Here is a 17,197-nt window from a genome sequence, read left to right as displayed (position 1 = left end):
GTAACGAGAATATTGATTTAAAAAAGCCGTGCCTGCGGATTATTCCCGCGGACACGGCTGCTGTTTAAATAAGCTTGAAGTCGGCTTGAATGGAGCCTACGACGGTGCCCTGCCAGTTCGTGACCTTCGGTTCACGAAATTCCGCAAGGGCTTCCATCTCGCCCGGATGAAGCAGTCCGAGCTGGACAAGCGCTTCGAACATCGCGCAGTAAAGCGCTCTCTGGGCGCCGTCCTCGATTTTCAGGACAAGCCCGAGTCCTTCATCGGGCACGGTGACGGCGAAGAGCCCTTCGGCGCCCATCTTCCCGATGATTCTGCCGCCGGTCGCCTCGGCCAGCCGCGTGTCGAAGCGGTCGCTTCCCGCGAGGTAGGATGGCTCCCGCCGGATGGCCGCAATAATGCGGCGGCAGGCGTCCGCGCGCTCGGCGGAGAGGCCGTCGGGCTTGCCGAGACGCGCATAAGCGAGCGCGAGGCGGTCGATGGCCAGCCCGAACACGGGCACGCCGCAGCCGTCTACGCCCAGAGGAATTTCCTCGGGGGCAAGGCCCGCCATTTCGGCGACGGCCTGGAGCATCTGGAGCTGCACGGGATGCTCGGGCGACATGTAATGCTCGGTGCTGACGCCGAGCTTAGCCGCCAGAGAGAGCATGCCGGAGTGCTTGCCGGAGCAGTTGTTGTGCAGGGGCGTGGGGGCTTCCCCCTCCTGGCGCATCTGCCGCGAAGTCGGCTTGTGGAACGGATAGTGCGATCCGCATTGCAGATCGTCCGCTGCCGCGCCCGCTTTGGCCAGAATGGAGCGCGCCGCGCGGACATGCCGGTCTTCCCCGTTATGGGAAGCGCAGATCAGGGCGATTTCGGCGTCCGTGAAGCCGAAGTCGGAAGCGGCGCCCGATTCGAGAACGGGCAGCGCCTGGATCAGCTTAGCGGTGGAACGCGCGAATGTAACCGCATGAGGATCGCCCAGGCTGTGAAGCAGGCGGCCCGTATGATCGACGGCAGCGATATGGCCGCGGTGAATACTTTCAGTGATTGGCCCGCGAATGACGCGGGCAATGACAGCCGAAGAAGCCGACATTTAGGATCATCTCCAACCCGTAGAATAGAATCAGTTTATCAGAAGCCAAACCTGTCTAAAGGAGTCAAACGACATGATAACGGAGCGAACCGGACTTATCATATGGGTGACTGATTTGAAAGCCGCCAAAAACTTGGAGCGCTTCGGATCGGTACACTACATGTCCAAGAAAATGCACTATGTGGTGCTGTATATTCATGCCAGCCGGTATGACGAAACCGTACGCCAACTTCAGAAACTGGCTTACGTACGCAAGGTGGAACGTTCTTACCGCGGTGAAATCAAAACCGAGTACGAAAGCCACGGACCGGACAAATCAAAATTTTACACACTGTAGAGCAAAAGCGCAAATCTGTTTTTCCGAAAAAGCCGATTATTTGACCGTTGGTCATTCCTTGCCGGCGCTGCGCTGGGAACGCAATTTGAAATCTTATTTCATCCTCCTTACAGTTTATGAGAAGATTGATTTTTTTGTTAATTTTGAATTTTCTACAGTTGTGTGACATTTTTTCTTGTACCGCGCCATATTTATAAATTAAGTGAGCGTTTTTATTTGGAAATATTTAAATATTGAGTTACAATGGTGAAAACCAGTAGGTATAAAGGCCTAAACGCTTGGAGAGGAGTTGTGATTCATGAGGGACAAAACAATGGACCGCTGGAGCACGTACGAACCTTTTTATGTTAACCTGAACGACAAAAAAATTGCGGACATTGTGATCACGAATCACGCTCGTCTCCGCTGGACGGACCGGGTCGAAAGCGAGAAAACCGGCTTTGAGGACATATGCGATTTTTTATGGGATAAACTGAAAGACGGACGCATCGCTTCGTATTACAAGAACGAACAGGACGTGTATCTCGTGGACGACGATCTGGTGATGGTCGCCGAGTTTTCCGTCATTGAGAACGAAACCGATATTGCGGGTAACCCGCTGCATAAAATGATTATCGTGACTTTCCTCGGCAGAATGTCGGAGACCATCGAGCTGCGCGATCTGAAATCGTACTACTCGTGGCTCCGCCACTCCCGCCGTATGACGCTGATCAAGAACAGCCGTAAACGGCGCTAACTCCGGCAGATGGAGCTTTACGGTACGGCGAAGAGCATGCCTGCATTTTGCAGCATGCTCTTTTTTCCGTCTTATAAATGCTATAATAAATGCGGAGAAAGGGCGGCGATGACGATGGCTCTGAATTTTCACCAGCTTCATATTTTTTACACGGTAGCCGAAAAAGGCAGCTTCTCGCACGCCGCGCAGGCGCTTCATATGACGCAGCCCGCGGTCACGATGCAGGTACAGTCCCTGGAGGATCATTTCGGAATCAAGCTGTTTCACCGCTCTACCAAAAAAATCGAATTGACGGAAGCGGGAAGGACGCTGATTCCCTACGCCCGCAAGTGCGTGGATCTCATCCGGGAAACCGAGAACGCCATGACAGGCTTTTCGGCCATGGCCGAAGGACGGCTGCAGCTCGGAGCCTCGCTGACGATGGGGGAATACATCCTGCCCCGCCTGCTGGGACCCTTCCGCAAAGAATACCCGAATATTTCGGTTGCGATGAAAGTCATGAATACGACGCAAATTTTGGACGAAATTTTTGCCCATCAGCTGACGTTCGGCCTTGTCGAGGCTCCTATCCAGCATCCTGATGTCCACACTGAAGCCATTTTGAGCGATGAGCTGAAGCTGATTGTCCCTGCGGGGCATCCGCTGGCGGAGATGGAGACGATCCGGATGGAGGACGTTTTCCGATACCCGTTCGTCCTTAGGGAAGAAGGCTCGGGAACCCGGCGGGTAATGGAAGAGGAGCTGGAGCGGACGGGCATCGCATGCAGCGGAATGGACATTGTCATGGAACTGGGCAGCACGGGAGCCATCAAATCGGCGGTAGAAGCCGGTCTCGGCATTTCCATTTTGTCGCAGTCGTCGGTTAAACATGAGGTCCGGCTTGGTATATTAAAGGTAAAGGAAATCGAAGGCGTATCTTTTTCGCGCAGTTTTTACGCGATTTATTTGAATTCGACCCTTCTGCCGTTGTCGGCTGTCAGCTTTTTGAATTTTATGCGGCGGGACGATTTGGTCAAATGGCTTTAGAAACGGGCGTTACATCCCTATAGAGATGACCGGATACATTTTGCCGGAGAAAAAGGAGGGGCACCATCTATGACTCAATGGGCCGATTTACATACGCACACGACGGCGTCGGACGGAACGCAGGCGCCCGAGGACAACGTCCGGCTGGCTAAGGAAGCCGGGCTTGCGGCCGTAGCGATAACCGATCACGATACGGTTTCCGGCGTCAGGGCGGCGCAGCTTGAAGGCAGGCGGATCGGGATCGAAGTCGTTCCCGGCGTCGAAATCAGCACGGTGGCCGGCGGGCAGGATATCCATGTGCTCGGTTACTACATCGATACGGAGTCGGACAGCTTTCTGAAGCGTCTGGAGGAGCTCCGGAATACGCGCAACAAGCGCAACGAGATGATGCTGGAGCGTCTGAACGAGCTGGGTCTTGCCGTTTCGATGGAGGAAGTCGTCAAACACCTGGAGGCCGGCAAAAGCGAAGAGGACACGATCGGCCGTCCTCATATCGCAAACGTTCTGCTCGCCAAAGGCTATGTAAGCTCGATGAACGAAGCGTTCGAGAAATATCTGGGCAAAGGCGGAGCCGCCTATATCAATCCGCCGCGCATCCGTCCCGGTACGGCCATCGACTGGATTAGAGAGGCCGGCGGAGTCGCCGTGCTTGCCCATCCGGGTCTTTACGGCGATGAAGACATCGTGCGGGAACTTATCGCATATGGTTTAGATGGCATCGAAGTCAGCCACGCCGATCATACGCCGGAGCAGGAAGCCCATTACGGGCGCCTGGCCCGTGAGCACGGGCTGATCGCAACGGCGGGCTCGGATTTCCATGGCGTTCGCGCCGGCCAGGTCTTTCACGCTCCGCTCGGTTCCAAGCGCACTTCGCTGGAAACAGTGCGGAGACTTCAGGAACGGAGGAACAACCGTGAAAATTCGTAAAGCGATCATTCCCGCGGCCGGTCTCGGAACGCGGTTTCTGCCCGCCACCAAGGCGCAGCCTAAGGAAATGCTGCCGCTGGTGGATAAACCGGCCATTCAATACATAGTCGAAGAAGCCATCGAATCCGGGATCGAGGATATTCTAATCGTCACGGGACGTAACAAGCGCGCGATCGAAGATCATTTCGACAAATCGGTCGAACTGGAAATGATGCTTGAGGAGAAGGGGAACGATGAGCTTCTTTCCCTGGTCCGTACGGTCAGCAACCTGGCCGATGTGCACTATATCCGTCAAAAGCAGCCGCTCGGTCTGGGCCACGCGATTTACTGCGCCCGCAAGTTTATCGGAAACGAACCGTTTGCGGTGCTTCTCGGAGACGATATCCTTCGTTCGTCTAAACCCGCTCTGCGCCAGATGATGGACGTGTTCGAGGAGACTCAGACGTCCGTGATCGGCGTCCGCGAAGTTCCCTGGGAAGATGTGAGCAAATACGGAATTGTCGCACCCTCGGACGAAATTACAGCTTATAAGAAAATTGCGGACCTCGTGGAGAAACCGGATCGCAGCGATGCGCCTTCCAACCTGGCCGTAATCGGCCGTTATCTGATTATGCCGGAGATTTTCGATATCTTGGAGAAATGCGAGCCCGGACGGGGAGGCGAAATCCAACTGACGGACGCGCTGCGCATTTTGAACGAAAAGCAGCCGATGGTCGCCTATCCGATCGAGGGGAGAAGATACGACGTCGGCGATAAATTCGGCTATATTCAGGCCACCATCGAATTGGCTCTGGAGCGGCAAGGGCTGCAGGAGGAACTGCGCTCGTATTTAACGAACCTCGTCCGTCACGAGTTTCATATCGGATAAGGAGGAGAACCTTGAATGGAGCGCATTGCCGTTATTGGGACGGGATATGTCGGACTCGTTACCGGGTGCTGCTATGCCGAAATCGGGCATGAAGTCATCTGCGTAGACATTGATCCCGATAAAGTCCGCCGTCTCAGCCTTGGCGAAATTCCGATTTACGAACCCGGGCTTGAGGAGCTTGCGGCCTCCAACCAAGCCGCCGGCCGGTTGTCTTTCACGACCGACCTGGCAAGAGCCGTGCAGGACTCGTCCATTATATTTATTGCGGTAGGAACGCCTACGCTCGACAACGGGGAAGTCGACATGCGGCAAGTCCGAGGCGCGGTGGAGACACTGGCGCGGCAGATGAACGATTATAAAATCATCGTCATGAAAAGCACGGTGCCCGTAGGAACGTCCAGGCGCATCCGGCAGTGGGTGGAAGAAGGGCAGCAGCGGCCCGTTCCCTTCTCCGTCGTGTCCAATCCGGAGTTTCTAAGAGAAGGGACGGCCATTCACGACACGTTTCATCCCGACCGGGTCGTGATCGGGTCCGACGATGCGGATGCCTCTCTCCGCGTAGAGAGGCTCCAGGCCCCGTTCGGCGGCGAGGTTGTGCGGACCGACCCCGAGAGTGCCGAACTGATTAAATATGCGTCCAATGCCTTCCTGGCCGCAAAAATTTCATTCATCAACGAGATGGCGAACGTATGCGAGAAAGTAGGCGCGGACGTCAGTCTCGTTGCCCGGGGAATGGGGCTCGATAACCGGATCGGGCCCAAGTTTCTGCAGGCGGGGATCGGTTACGGCGGTTCCTGCTTTCCCAAAGATACGAGAGCCCAGCTGAAAATCGCCCAAAACGCCGATTATGATTTCCGCATTCTGCGGGCGGTCATCGAGGTCAATACGCTTCAGCGCGAGCGGTTTGTGGAGAAGGTAACGGCCGCATTGGGCGGAAATGCGACAGGCCGGAGCATTACGGTATGGGGACTTGCGTTTAAGCCGAACACCGATGACCTCCGCGATGCCCCTGCGCTGGATATTATCCGTTCCCTTCAGGAGCGGGGAGCGATTGTGACGGCGTACGATCCGGCTGCGGCTTCCAAGGCGTCTGCTCTGCTTCCCGGTGTACGCTGCCTGACCGATCCGTATGAGGCCGCGGAAAATGCGGAAGCCGTAGTGATCGCAACCGATTGGGAAGAACTGCGGCGTATCGATTTCGAGAGGCTGCGCAATCTTGTCCGGCAGCCGCTGATTATCGACGGGCGCAACATGTTTGCCCCCGCCGAGATGGCGGAGAAAGGATTTACTTATGTGTCCGTCGGACGCCCCGCATTCCCCGGATCGGTTTAAACCGTTCATTGTATAAGCTTTGTTAATGGTTTATAATTGGGGCATGTTCAAGGTTAGCCGGGGGTACAAGAGACATGAGCCGACTTTATACAATCAAAGAAGCTTCGATGCGTTCCGGACTTTCCACCCAGTTGATCCGCAAATGGGAGGAGCGCTACGGCGCCGTTCAACCGGACCGTTTTCCGAACGGGTATAGAGGCTACACGAATCACGATATAGAAACATTGATATGGCTGAAAAGCAAGGCGGATTCCGGTGTTCCCATCGGTCTCGCCGTTCAGGAAAAACAGCTGCGGCTCGAAAGCTCGGCTTCGACCGAGACAATTTCTCGGACGGAGGCCGAGCTTCCGTTTATCCGCAGCGAACTGAAAGAGTATCAGGAGAAGCTGCTGGGTTTATTTCTTCAGTTGGATCAGGCGGGCGCCCAGCGGTTTTTCGACCGGCTTGCGGCGCTGCACCAAATGGACTTTATTCTGCTTCAAGTTCTGCAGCCGACGCTGATCCGCGTCGGTGAGATGTGGGAACGGGGAGAAATCTCCGAATATCAGGAGCATTTCGGGAGTCATTTTATCCGGGAACGTCTGCTGGCGTTAAAGAACTTATTTTCCATTCCGCCGGACGCCCCCAGATTGATTACCGCCTGTTCCCCTTACGAGCGTCATGAACTGGGGATTCTGTTTCTGGGTTATTTCGCGCTGCAAAACGGCTTTCAGACGTTGTATCTCGGGGCTTCGCCTTCGGAGAAAGGCATCCTCGATTGTCTGGAGCAGAACCGTCCCGCGGCGTTCGCCTTCGGTTCTTCGATGAAGTCGATGCTGGACGAAGCTTATCCGTTCTATGCAAAGCTGGACCGGAGAATCGAGGAACTCGGCAGCCGGACCAAAGTGTTTATCGGCGGAAATGCGGTCGAACGCGATGGGGTGCTTCACGGCACGAAGCATATTTACCTGCTTTCCGGCGATGCGCGGGAATGCGCGCTTAAACTGAAAAAGCTGACAGCCTATTGAGCTGTCAGCTTTTTTTGATCGGTGTCCCGGCGGTGTTACCGCAGTCCGGACCCGGTTGCATGTTGGGATGCAGCAGGCTGCCGGGGTCTGACTGCGATTTTTTAAGCCTTCACGGTTTGCGGCATCTGCTTGATCAACTGATCGTCCGGTGTCACAAACAGCGTTTTCTGCTGTTCGTAAATAACGAATCCCGGCTTGGCGCCGCTTGGCTTATGTACGTTGCGGATGAGAGTGTAATCGACGGGAACCGAGCTCGATTCCTTCGCCTGGCTGAAATAAGCGGCAAGCTGGGCCGCCTCGTGCAGGGTGGCTTCGCCGAAAGACTGGCTGCGGATCACGACGTGCGAACCCGGAATATCCTTCGTATGCAGCCATGTATCTCCGGCGCTCGCAAGCCGGTTCGTCACATAGTCGTTCTGGGTATTGTTCTTGCCGACGTAGATCGGAACGCCTTCGCTCGACGTGAAGCAGGCTACGGACGGCTTATCGGTTTTTTTCTTGCGCTTGCCTTTCGTATGGCGCTCACGCACATAACCCTGCTCCGCAAGCTCATCCCGGATTTCCGCGATATCCCGCATAGAGGCGGAACCGAGCTGCTGCAGAAGCGAGGAGAGGTACTGGATCTCCATCTCGGTCTGGCTCATTTGCTCCTCCACGTAGGCCAGGCTGTTTTTGCTTTTTGTATATCGTTTAAAATAGCGCTGCGCATTCTCCGAAGGCGTAAGCAGGGGGTCGAGCGCTATGCTCTGCTGCGGCTGGGCTTCCTCGTAATAATTGACCACAACCGCTTCCTTATCCCCTTTGCGGATTTGATGCAGATGGGCCGTAAGCAGTTCACCCATAATGCGGAAACGGTCCGCATCTTTCGCTTCTTCCTTCGTTTCCCGCAATTTATCCATTTTCTTGATGTTTTTGGCTTTCTCGTTCTGCAAAAGTTTAACGAGATCGGCGGCACGCTGCTTGACGGTATCACGCTCCGCTTTGTCCCCGAAGTAACTTTCCAGGCACTCGCTCACGGTAGGGAACAAACGGGACTCGCCTTCTATCTGGGTCAGTTCCATGACCGAGAAGAAAAGCTTGCCCGTCTTCGTTTCTTCAACGATAACGGGGGAATACCGCCGCTCGCGCACCGCGTCCGTCACGCTGCGGAAAGACTGCCACAGCGGAGAGAGCGCGTCCTCGCCGTACGGAACGCCGAGCCGGGTTCCGCTGCGGTAGACGATTTCCCGCGCCGCCAGGGGGCTCAGGCCGCTGAAGGAGGCGAGCATTTGCTTCTCCGGCGCGGCGTCTTCCCCGATTCCCGCGCTCATGCTCCGGCGGAACACGGCTTCGCTCGTATCCAGCGGATTCGCTTTGTCCTGGGCCGGAGGCTCCGCGTAGGCGCTGCCGGGCATGACAATGCGATAAGAGCTGATCGCCGGCGTCACGTGGTGAATGCCGTCCAGGATGGTGCCCGTGGAAGGGTCCATAAGAATCAGGTTGCTGTGTCTGCCCATGATCTCCACGACGATGGTTTTCGTGCTCACATCTCCGAGTTCGTCGCGCTGGCGTACACGGAAGTGAACGATCCGCTCCAGCCCGACCTGCTCGATGGAGTCGATGATGCCGCCCTCGCAGTGCTTGCGGAGCAGCATGCAGAACATGGGGGCTTCCTGGGGATTTAAGTACTGCCCTTCCGTCACGTGCATGCGTGGATAGGTGGGGTTCGCGGAGAGAAGAAGTTTAAGCGAACGACCGCGGGCGCGGATCTGCATAACCACGTCACTATCCGTGGGCTGATGTATTTTATTAATCCGGCCTCCTACGCATTCCTGCAGCTCGTGCACGATTGCATGGAGGACCAGTCCGTCTAATGCCATGATGAAAGTCTCCTATCCAAGTTCATTACATTCTATCATGCCATAAATGCGAGGAAATTTTAAGTTCTTTCTTTAGAAGCGCTGTCCAAGCTGGGATATTTTGCGGCTTGTCTGAATACATTTAGCAAGAGAAGCGGGTCTTGCACCTGAAAGTAACCGGGAGGGGAAACGGTGATGAGTCAGAAAGAATGGTACCAGATGACGACGGATGAAGTCCTGCAGACGCAGCGCGTTCATCCGTCCGAAGGTCTGTCATCGGCAGAGGCGGACAACAGACAGACCGAAGCCGGCCGCAATGAACTGTCCGAAGGAAAAAGCGTTTCGCCAGTCACCTTGTTTTTAAACCAGTTCAAAGACTTTATGGTTCTCGTATTGATGGGGGCCACACTCGTATCGGGACTGCTCGGCGAATATTTGGACGCGATAACCATCGTCGCCATTATCATCATGAACGGAATTCTCGGGTTTATACAGGAATTCCGCGCGGAGCGTTCGCTCCGTGCTTTGAAAGAACTTTCGGCGCCGGGAGCCAAGGTCATGCGCGGAGGCGAACTGCAGACGATCCCCGCCCGCGACCTGGTTCCCGGGGATATTATCCTCCTGGAGAGCGGAGACCGGGTTCCCGCGGATATCCGTCTCCTCGAAGCGAACAGCTTCTACGTGGAGGAATCCGCCCTGACGGGCGAGTCCGTTCCGGTCGGAAAAACCGTCGATCCCCTAAGCTCCGACACCGTGACGATCGGCGATCAGCGGAATCTCGCGTTTATGGGAACGATGGTTACGCGGGGCACGGGCAAGGGCGCGGTCGTGCGGATCGGCATGGAGACCGAAATGGGCAAGATCGCCGACCTGATCCAGAATACGGAGACGCTTGAAACCCCGCTGCAGCACCGGCTGGAACAGCTCGGCAAAATCCTGATCATCGTAGCGCTCTGTTTGACGGTCATGGTCGTTGTCGCCGGCATTGTGCACGGACAGCCTCCTTACGCGATGTTCCTCGCGGGTGTCAGTTTGGCCGTAGCGGCTATTCCGGAGGGACTGCCCGCCATCGTTACGATAGCTTTGGCCCTTGGCGTACAGCGCATGATCAAGCGCAAGGCGATTGTCCGCAAGCTGCCCTCCGTCGAAACGCTGGGCTGCGCTTCCGTGATTTGCTCGGACAAGACGGGGACGCTGACCCAGAACAAAATGACGGTGACCCATCTGTGGGTCGGCGGCAGCCTGCTGGAAGTGAGCGGTGACGGGTACACGCCGGAAGGCGAGATTAGCGCCGGCGGCACGCGGGTCAATCCCGCCAAAAATTCGATGCTGCGCCAGTTCTTGCAGGTATCGGCCTTATGCAGCAATGCCGTCCTTTATAAAGAGGAAGCGGAGCCGGTCAAGAAAAAGCGCGCCAAAGACGAACCGCCGGAAACGGTATGGAACGTAAAGGGAGATCCGACGGAAGGCGCTCTTGTCGTATTGGCCGCTAAAGCCGGCGTTACGCACGAAGTCTTGAATCCGCAGTTCGACCGTCTGGCCGAGTTCCCGTTCGACTCCGAAAGAAAGCGGATGTCGGTTATCGTCTCCAGCGGCGGCCGCAAGCTCGTGATGACCAAAGGAGCGCCGGATGTGCTCATGCAGCACTGCTCTTACATTTTATGGGACGACAAGGTGATTCCGTTCACATCCACGCTGAAAGCCAAAGTGATGGCCGCGAACGAAGGAATGGCGCGTTCGGCTCTCCGCGTGCTGGGAACGGCTTACCGGGAGCTGAAGCCGACGGAATCGTGCGAGGATCACGAGGATGCCGAGCGCGGGCTCGTCTTCGTAGGCTTGGCCGGCATGATCGATCCCCCGCGCCGCGAAGTCCGTGAAGCGATGGCCAAATGCCGCAAGGCCGGGATCAAGACGGTGATGATCACGGGCGATCACCTGACGACGGCGGAAGCCATCGCCAAGCAGCTCGGGATGCTCCCGGCCGGGGGGATGTGCATCAGCGGCCACCAGCTCGCGGCTATGGACGACGAAGCGCTCGAAAGCAAAGTAGACGATATCTACGTCTACGCCCGCGTTTCGCCGGAGCATAAGCTCCGCATCGTCAAAGCGCTGCAGGCCAAAGGCCATGTCGTCGCGATGACGGGCGACGGGGTCAACGACGCGCCGGCTATCAAGGCGGCGGATATCGGCATCGCCATGGGCATCAGCGGCACCGACGTGACGAAGGAAGCGTCGTCTCTGGTGCTCAGTGACGATAACTTCGCGACGATCGTGGCGGCTATCGAGGAAGGCCGGGGAATCTACGAGAACATCCGGAAATTCATCCGGTATCTGCTCGCTTCCAACGTCGGGGAAATTTTGACGATGTTCCTTGCCATGATGGCGGGTCTTCCTCTGCCGCTTATCCCGATTCAAATTTTGTGGGTCAACTTGGTGACGGACGGCCTGCCCGCGATGGCGCTGGGCGTCGATCAGGCGGAGAAGGATCTTATGCAGCACAAGCCCCGTTCGGCCAAAGAAAACATATTCGCCCGTCGTTTGGGATGGAAAATTATTTCCAGAGGTTTTCTTATCGGGGTCTGCACGCTCGGCGCTTTCTGGCTCGTGCTTCGGGTAAATCCGGGAGACGCCCAGCATCTCGTCAAGGCGCAAAGCGTTGCCTTCGCGACGCTCGTTATGGCGCAGCTTATCCACGTGTTCGACTGTCGCAGCTCGCGTTCCATTTTTCACCGCAATCCGCTTCAGAACAAATATCTGGTCCTGGCGGTCCTGTCTTCGCTCGTGCTGATGCTGGGCGTGATGTACACACCGCAGCTGCAGCCTATTTTCAAAACCGTTCCGCTCGGCTTCAAAGACTGGATCATCGTGCTGATTGCGGCAGGTATTCCAACCTTCCTGATGGGGCTGGGGAGCGTCATGCAGAATCCTTCCAAGAAAAAAACGGCGAAGTACAGCTCCAAGCCGAGCTTCCGGTAATTCACGCGGGCGGATCGCCCGGGAAGTTTTCGAACCCGTTTAACGGCCGAGGCCGTCACGGGTTTTTCTTTTTTGCGGGAAACTGGCGATAGCCAGAGATATTCTTTTGCGCTATGATAAAGGGAATGACATTATATCGATCTAGCGAGAGGGAATCCTTATGGAATTTACGAAAATGAACGGTCTGGGCAACGATTTTATCGTGCTGTCCGGCTATAAAGAACTTCCTGACAATGTGGCGGAACTCGCTGTCCGCTGGTGCAACCGGTTTTTCGGGATCGGCGCCGACGGGCTGGTGTTCATTCTGCCCTCCGAGAAAGCGGACGTGCAGATGCGCATCATCAATTCGGACGGAAGCGAACCGGAGCAGTGCGGCAACGCCATCCGCTGCGTCGCCAAATATGTATACGACCGGGACCCCGGCAAAAGAGAAGCCATTACGGTCGAAACGCGCGGAGCCGGCGTGCAGCAGGTGCATGTGACAGCGGAGAAGGGCCTCGCCAAAGCGATCCGCGTCGATATGGGAGAGCCTGTGCTTCAAGGTCTCGAAATCCCGACGACCATCGATGCCGAGCGGGTGATTGACCAGCCGATCGAAGCGGGGGGACGGACCTTCACGTTTACGGCGGTTTCGATGGGCAATCCGCACTGTGTCATCGACGTGGAAGACGCGCCGAACTTCGATCTGGCCGCCTGGGGACCTCTGCTGGAGCAGCATCCGCTGTTCCCGAACAAGGCCAACGTCGAGTTTGTGACGGTCCGTTCGAGAGATTACGCGGATATGCGCGTATGGGAAAGGGGAGCGGGGCCGACGCTGGCCTGCGGAACCGGAGCGTGCGCTACGCTCGTCGCTCTCGTTTTGACGGGCAAAACGGATCGCACCGCCACGATTTCGCTTAAAGGCGGCGATCTGCTGATCGAATGGAACGAGGCCGACAACCGGGTGTATATGACCGGCCCTGCCGCTGAGGTTTACAAAGGAAAAGTCGAAGAGTAACGGCCGGCGGCGCGAAGCCGCCGGTTTTACTTTAGAACGTAAAAAGCCTTTAAGTTTGCCGTTCGTTTGTGTTAAAGTATATGTACTATTTTGATGGGGTGGGAAGAACATGAAACCGGAACTCCGCCAGGTGCTTGCGCAGAAGATCCTTATCGGGGACGGAGCGATGGGGACCTACTTATATCAGCAGGGCTTTCCCGTCGGAATTTCCTACGAGGAGCTTAACCTGATTCAGTCCGAAGTGGTTGCCGACGTTCACCGTCGCTATTATGAAGCCGGTGCCCGGCTTATCGAAACGAATACTTTCTCCGCAAATAGGGAAAAATTATCCAAATACGGTCTTGAGCAAGAAGTCGAGGCCATTAACAGGGCCGGCGTCGAGCTGGCCCGCAGTTCGGTCGGTCCGGATGCTTACGTGGTCGGATCGATCGGCCCGATCCGGGCGGGCATGCGCAAGAACGTCCGCACGGCGGATGTCGAGGATGCGCTGCGCGAACAAATTCTCGTGCTGCTCGATACTCAGGTGGACGGGCTGCTGCTGGAGACGTTCTACGATCTTGAGGAGATGCTTATCGCGCTGCGCCTGATCCGTCAGCTCAGTTCGATTCCCGTCATCTGCCAGTTCGCTACCGAAGGAATCAGCACGACGCACGACGGTATTTCCCTGGAGGACGCGTTCCTCCGCCTGAAAGAGGAAGGGGCCGATGTGATCGGATTTAACTGCCGCACGGGTCCCAACGGTATTCTGCGTTCCCTGCAGGGAGTCGCCCAACTGAGCGACATCCCGTTCTCGGTTTTCCCGAACGCGGGTATTCCGGACTACGTGGACGGCCGATATTCGTATGCCGCAACGCCGGAGTATTTTGCCGAAAGCGCGCTGCGCTTTGCCGATTTAGGCGCCAGGATCATCGGCGGCTGCTGCGGAACGACACCGGAGCATATCGCCGCTATGGTCAAGGCTCTTCAGGGCTACGAGCCGAACCGGAGCGAAGTATATGCGGCGGAATCCGTTTCCGCGGGAGAACGGGCCGTCGTGACCGAACCCGCTCCGCAGACGTCCGTCCGGGAGGCGGATGTCGAACCTACTCTGGTCGACATTGTGAAGCAGCGCCATGCGGTTATCGTGGAGCTGGACCCTCCGCGCGACCTCGATATCGGCAAGTTTATGGAAGGGACGAAAGCCCTCCAGGACGTGCATGTGGACGCCATTACGATGGCCGACAATTCGCTGGCCGTGACGCGGATGAGCAATCTTGCGCTCGGCATGCTCGTGAAAGAGCAGCACGGGGCCCGTCCGCTCATTCACATCGCCTGCCGCGACCGCAACAGTATCGGCACGCAGTCCCATCTGATGGGCCTGCACGCGCTGGGGATCGATCACGTGCTCGCCGTGACGGGAGATCCCGCGAGATTCGGCGATCTGCCGGGCGCAAGCTCCGTCTATGACATGACTTCGTTCGAAATGATCCGCATGATCAAACAGCTCAACGAAGGCATCGCTTTTTCGGGCAAGCCGCTCAAGAAGAAAGCCAATTTCATCGTCGGGGCGGCTTTTAATCCGAACGTGAAATATTTGGACAAAGCGGTTCAAAGACTGGAACGGAAGATCGAGTCCGGCGCGGATTATATCATGACTCAGCCCGTCTATGATCCGAAACTGATCGAACGCATACACGAGGCGACCAAGCATCTGGATGTTCCCGTTTTCATAGGCATCATGCCTCTGGCCAGCGGCCGGAATGCGGAGTATTTGCACAACGAGGTTCCGGGCATCCAGCTTTCGGACGAAGTGCGTGCCAGAATGACGGGACTCGAAGGGGAAGCGGGGCGCAAAGAAGGCGTGGCTATCGCCAAAGAACTGCTTGATGCTGCAATGCCTCTGTTTAATGGCATTTATTTCATGACACCGTTCCTTTTTTACGACATGAGCGTGCAGCTTACACAGTATGTCTGGCAAAAAGCAGAGCGCCGTGAATTGCTCTTGTCCCCCCTTTTAAAATGAATTACAATAGGTTAATGGATGTGAGCCCCTATATGATACGAAGTATGACCGGATTCGGACATGCCTCGCTTTCTTCGCAAGGCTACCGGGTGTCGATTGATATCAAAACCGTGAATCACCGCTATTGCGACATCTCTGTGCGTATGCCCAAAGAATGGATGGCCTACGAAGACACCATCAAGAAAACGGTACTCCGCTTCATTAAACGAGGGCGTGCCGATTGCTTTGTGACGATTGAGCGGGACTCCGCTTCTAATAAATCGGTAACAGTCGACTGGGCGCTCGTGGACGGATACATGCAGGCTGCCGAGCAGCTTCGCCAGAAGCATGGCTTAACCGGGGAGCTGCATTTGCCGGATCTCCTCAAACTGCCGGATTTGCTTGCCATTTCCGAGCAGCGTGAGGGGAACGACGATGCGCTCGCCGATCTTTTGGTTGCCTGCACGGAAGGAGCGCTGGCCGAGCTGAACGGCATGAGGGAGAAAGAAGGCTCCCACTTGTCGGAAGATTTGACCGTCCGGCTGACGATGATTGAAGATCTTAACGTCGAAATGAAACGTTACGCCCCTGAAGTCGTCCGGGAATATGCCGTGAAGCTGCGCCAGCGGATTCAAGAGCTGCTGACGGATCAAGTTCCGGCGGATGAACAGCGGCTCGCAGCCGAGATAGCCTTGTTTGCGGATCGCTCCAATGTGGACGAAGAGATGACCCGGCTGCACAGCCACATCAGCCAATTTAGGCAGCTGCTCGGTTCCCGGGAACCTGTCGGTCGCAAGCTCGATTTTCTCATTCAAGAAATGAACCGCGAAGCAAATACCATCGGCTCCAAAGCGGGACACATTGAAGTGTCAGGCAGGGTCATTGAGCTGAAAGCCGAATTGGAGAAAATGAGAGAACAAATACAGAATATCGAGTGAACCGCTGACGGTGTCACGAGGAGGAAACTCAATGGCCATCAAATTGATCAACATCGGGTTCGGTAATATTGTTTCGGCAAACCGTATCATTTCGATCGTAAGCCCCGAATCCGCTCCGATTAAAAGGATCATTCAGGAGGCGCGCGACCGCCATATGCTGATTGACGCGACTTACGGGAGAAGAACCCGTGCCGTCATCATTACGGACAGCGACCATGTGATCCTATCTGCGGTTCAACCGGAGACCGTTGCTCACCGACTTTCTAACAAGGACGATGATCATGACGAGTAATACAAATACACTGGAACGGGATAGAGGAATCCTGATCGTGCTTTCGGGCCCTTCGGGCGTCGGCAAAGGAACCGTGTGTTCCGCGCTTCGCAAGTTGTCGCCGGAGCTGGTCTATTCTGTTTCCGCCACAACCCGCAAGCCTAGAGAAGGCGAAGTGGAGGGTGTCAATTATTTTTTCAAATCGAAAGACCAGTTCGAACAATTAATCGCTTCCGACGAGATGCTGGAATATGCCGAGTATGTGGGCAATTATTACGGCACGCCTCGCCGCTTTGTGGAAGAAACGCTCGCTTCCGGCAAGGACGTTATCCTGGAAATCGAAGTGCAGGGCGCTTTGAAGGTCAAGGAAAAGTTTCCTGAGGCGACTTTTATCTTCTTGATTCCGCCTTCTCTGGCCGAGCTGGAGAACCGTATCGTGACTCGCGGTACGGAAACGAACGACATTATCCGCAGCCGCATGTCCGTGGCTGTCGACGAGATTCGTTTGATGCGGCATTACGATTATGGTATCGTCAATGACGAGGTACACAAAGCTTGCAGCAAAATCCAGGCCATTCTTACGGCTGAACATTGTAAGTGCGACCGGATTTTACCCAGATTGGAACAATGGATCGGAGAGTGAACGACAAGTATGCTGTATCCTTCAATTGATAAACTGCTCGACAAAGTGGATAGCAAATATTCGCTCGTAGTTGCCGCCGCTAAGCGCGCAAGATCTCTTAGAGACGGTACGAACACCCACCTGCAGGATATTAAATCCCACAAGCAGGTTGGAGTGGCCCTGGAAGAATTGTACGGGGATCTTGTGAAGTACGAGAAGATCGAAACCAAAGAAGACGCCGAATAAGAAGCCCAAGCGGCTCGTTC

Annotated in this window: 16 protein-coding genes; 14 read left to right on the top strand and 2 right to left on the bottom strand. The window is 55.7% G+C overall.

From position 1 onward, the window contains the following. Positions 1-64: 64 nt before the first annotated feature. On the bottom strand, positions 65-1,075 hold the full coding sequence (locus tag KVT34_RS06500; RefSeq protein ID WP_217557691.1) for an asparaginase: 1,011 nt from the start codon (positions 1,073-1,075) through the stop codon (positions 65-67). 73 nt (positions 1,076-1,148) lie between these two features. Here KVT34_RS06500 and KVT34_RS06495 point away from each other — a divergent pair, with 73 nt between their 5' ends. From KVT34_RS06495 to KVT34_RS06465, 7 genes are all read left to right on the top strand, one after another. Further along, positions 1,149-1,412, top strand: a complete 264-nt coding sequence (locus KVT34_RS06495; RefSeq protein WP_009672616.1) for a YlbG family protein — start codon at positions 1,149-1,151, stop codon at positions 1,410-1,412. Positions 1,413-1,710: 298 nt separating this feature from the next. After that, on the top strand, positions 1,711-2,148 hold the full coding sequence (locus KVT34_RS06490) for a hypothetical protein (RefSeq protein ID WP_042232685.1): 438 nt from the start codon (positions 1,711-1,713) through the stop codon (positions 2,146-2,148). Positions 2,149-2,262: 114 nt separating this feature from the next. Beyond that, a complete protein-coding gene (locus tag KVT34_RS06485) occupies positions 2,263-3,174 on the top strand; it encodes a selenium metabolism-associated LysR family transcriptional regulator (RefSeq protein WP_217557689.1) in 912 nt (303 codons plus the stop codon). A 69-nt stretch (positions 3,175-3,243) separates the two neighbouring features. Then, on the top strand, positions 3,244-4,101 hold the full coding sequence (locus tag KVT34_RS06480; protein ID WP_217557687.1) for a PHP domain-containing protein: 858 nt from the start codon (positions 3,244-3,246) through the stop codon (positions 4,099-4,101). After that, positions 4,088-4,969 carry a UTP--glucose-1-phosphate uridylyltransferase GalU gene (gene galU, locus KVT34_RS06475; protein WP_217557686.1) on the top strand — a complete coding sequence of 294 codons (882 nt, stop codon included), beginning with the start codon at positions 4,088-4,090 and terminating at the stop codon, positions 4,967-4,969. The genes KVT34_RS06480 and galU overlap by 14 nt, the downstream gene beginning before the upstream one ends. A 15-nt stretch (positions 4,970-4,984) precedes the next feature. After that, complete coding sequence (locus tag KVT34_RS06470) at positions 4,985-6,301, top strand: UDP-glucose dehydrogenase family protein (RefSeq protein WP_217557685.1); 1,317 nt, start codon at positions 4,985-4,987, stop codon at positions 6,299-6,301. A 74-nt stretch (positions 6,302-6,375) separates the two neighbouring features. Further along, the gene (locus KVT34_RS06465) at positions 6,376-7,308 is read left to right on the top strand and encodes a MerR family transcriptional regulator (RefSeq protein WP_217557683.1); all 933 of its coding nucleotides are present in this window, start codon (positions 6,376-6,378) and stop codon (positions 7,306-7,308) included. Between the two features lie 101 nt (positions 7,309-7,409). Here the strand turns inward: KVT34_RS06465 and KVT34_RS06460 are convergent, their stop codons facing one another. After that, positions 7,410-9,167, bottom strand: coding sequence for an Rqc2 family fibronectin-binding protein (locus tag KVT34_RS06460; RefSeq protein ID WP_217557681.1), 1,758 nt, complete (start codon positions 9,165-9,167; stop codon positions 7,410-7,412). Positions 9,168-9,341: 174 nt separating this feature from the next. Here KVT34_RS06460 and KVT34_RS06455 point away from each other — a divergent pair, with 174 nt between their 5' ends. From KVT34_RS06455 to rpoZ, 7 genes are all read left to right on the top strand, one after another. Then, a complete protein-coding gene (locus KVT34_RS06455; RefSeq protein WP_217557678.1) occupies positions 9,342-12,122 on the top strand; it encodes a calcium-translocating P-type ATPase, SERCA-type in 2,781 nt (926 codons plus the stop codon). A gap of 160 nt (positions 12,123-12,282) precedes the next feature. Continuing rightward, entirely contained in the window at positions 12,283-13,119 is an 837-nt protein-coding gene (gene dapF, locus KVT34_RS06450) for a diaminopimelate epimerase (protein WP_217557676.1), read from the top strand. Between the two features lie 109 nt (positions 13,120-13,228). After that, complete coding sequence (locus tag KVT34_RS06445) at positions 13,229-15,121, top strand: bifunctional homocysteine S-methyltransferase/methylenetetrahydrofolate reductase (RefSeq protein ID WP_217557675.1); 1,893 nt, start codon at positions 13,229-13,231, stop codon at positions 15,119-15,121. 32 nt (positions 15,122-15,153) lie between these two features. Continuing rightward, positions 15,154-16,038: a YicC/YloC family endoribonuclease gene (locus tag KVT34_RS06440; protein WP_217557673.1), complete on the top strand. Its 885-nt coding sequence runs from the start codon at positions 15,154-15,156 to the stop codon at positions 16,036-16,038. A gap of 31 nt (positions 16,039-16,069) precedes the next feature. Continuing rightward, on the top strand, positions 16,070-16,330 hold the full coding sequence (remA, locus tag KVT34_RS06435; RefSeq protein ID WP_009672664.1) for an extracellular matrix/biofilm regulator RemA: 261 nt from the start codon (positions 16,070-16,072) through the stop codon (positions 16,328-16,330). Further along, positions 16,320-16,952, top strand: coding sequence for a guanylate kinase (gene gmk / locus KVT34_RS06430; protein ID WP_217557672.1), 633 nt, complete (start codon positions 16,320-16,322; stop codon positions 16,950-16,952). Before remA ends, gmk begins: the two co-directional genes overlap by 11 nt. 9 nt (positions 16,953-16,961) lie before the next feature. Continuing rightward, entirely contained in the window at positions 16,962-17,177 is a 216-nt protein-coding gene (gene rpoZ / locus KVT34_RS06425; protein WP_042232842.1) for a DNA-directed RNA polymerase subunit omega, read from the top strand. Positions 17,178-17,197 lie beyond the last annotated feature (20 nt).

It is taken from the genome of Paenibacillus sp. GbtcB18 (assembly GCF_019091125.1).
Classification (GTDB): Bacteria; Bacillota; Bacilli; order Paenibacillales; family NBRC-103111; genus Paenibacillus_F; species Paenibacillus_F chitinolyticus.
The sequence above is the reverse complement of the archived record's forward strand: the minus strand, read 5'-3'. Positions and strand labels throughout refer to the sequence as shown.

Coding starts and splice junctions, on each gene's coding strand:
- KVT34_RS06470 (WP_217557685.1), top strand. CDS start 4,985: ATGGAGCGCATTGCCGTTATTGGGACGGGATATGTCGGACTCGTTACC.
- KVT34_RS06495 (WP_009672616.1), top strand. CDS start 1,149: ATGATAACGGAGCGAACCGGACTTATCATATGGGTGACTGATTTGAAA.
- KVT34_RS06480 (WP_217557687.1), top strand. CDS start 3,244: ATGACTCAATGGGCCGATTTACATACGCACACGACGGCGTCGGACGGA.
- KVT34_RS06440 (WP_217557673.1), top strand. CDS start 15,154: ATGATACGAAGTATGACCGGATTCGGACATGCCTCGCTTTCTTCGCAA.
- KVT34_RS06455 (WP_217557678.1), top strand. CDS start 9,342: ATGAGTCAGAAAGAATGGTACCAGATGACGACGGATGAAGTCCTGCAG.
- dapF (WP_217557676.1), top strand. CDS start 12,283: ATGGAATTTACGAAAATGAACGGTCTGGGCAACGATTTTATCGTGCTG.
- KVT34_RS06485 (WP_217557689.1), top strand. CDS start 2,263: ATGGCTCTGAATTTTCACCAGCTTCATATTTTTTACACGGTAGCCGAA.
- KVT34_RS06490 (WP_042232685.1), top strand. CDS start 1,711: ATGAGGGACAAAACAATGGACCGCTGGAGCACGTACGAACCTTTTTAT.
- KVT34_RS06445 (WP_217557675.1), top strand. CDS start 13,229: ATGAAACCGGAACTCCGCCAGGTGCTTGCGCAGAAGATCCTTATCGGG.
- rpoZ (WP_042232842.1), top strand. CDS start 16,962: ATGCTGTATCCTTCAATTGATAAACTGCTCGACAAAGTGGATAGCAAA.
- KVT34_RS06500 (WP_217557691.1), bottom strand. CDS start 1,075: ATGTCGGCTTCTTCGGCTGTCATTGCCCGCGTCATTCGCGGGCCAATC.
- gmk (WP_217557672.1), top strand. CDS start 16,320: ATGACGAGTAATACAAATACACTGGAACGGGATAGAGGAATCCTGATC.
- remA (WP_009672664.1), top strand. CDS start 16,070: ATGGCCATCAAATTGATCAACATCGGGTTCGGTAATATTGTTTCGGCA.
- KVT34_RS06460 (WP_217557681.1), bottom strand. CDS start 9,167: ATGGCATTAGACGGACTGGTCCTCCATGCAATCGTGCACGAGCTGCAG.
- KVT34_RS06465 (WP_217557683.1), top strand. CDS start 6,376: ATGAGCCGACTTTATACAATCAAAGAAGCTTCGATGCGTTCCGGACTT.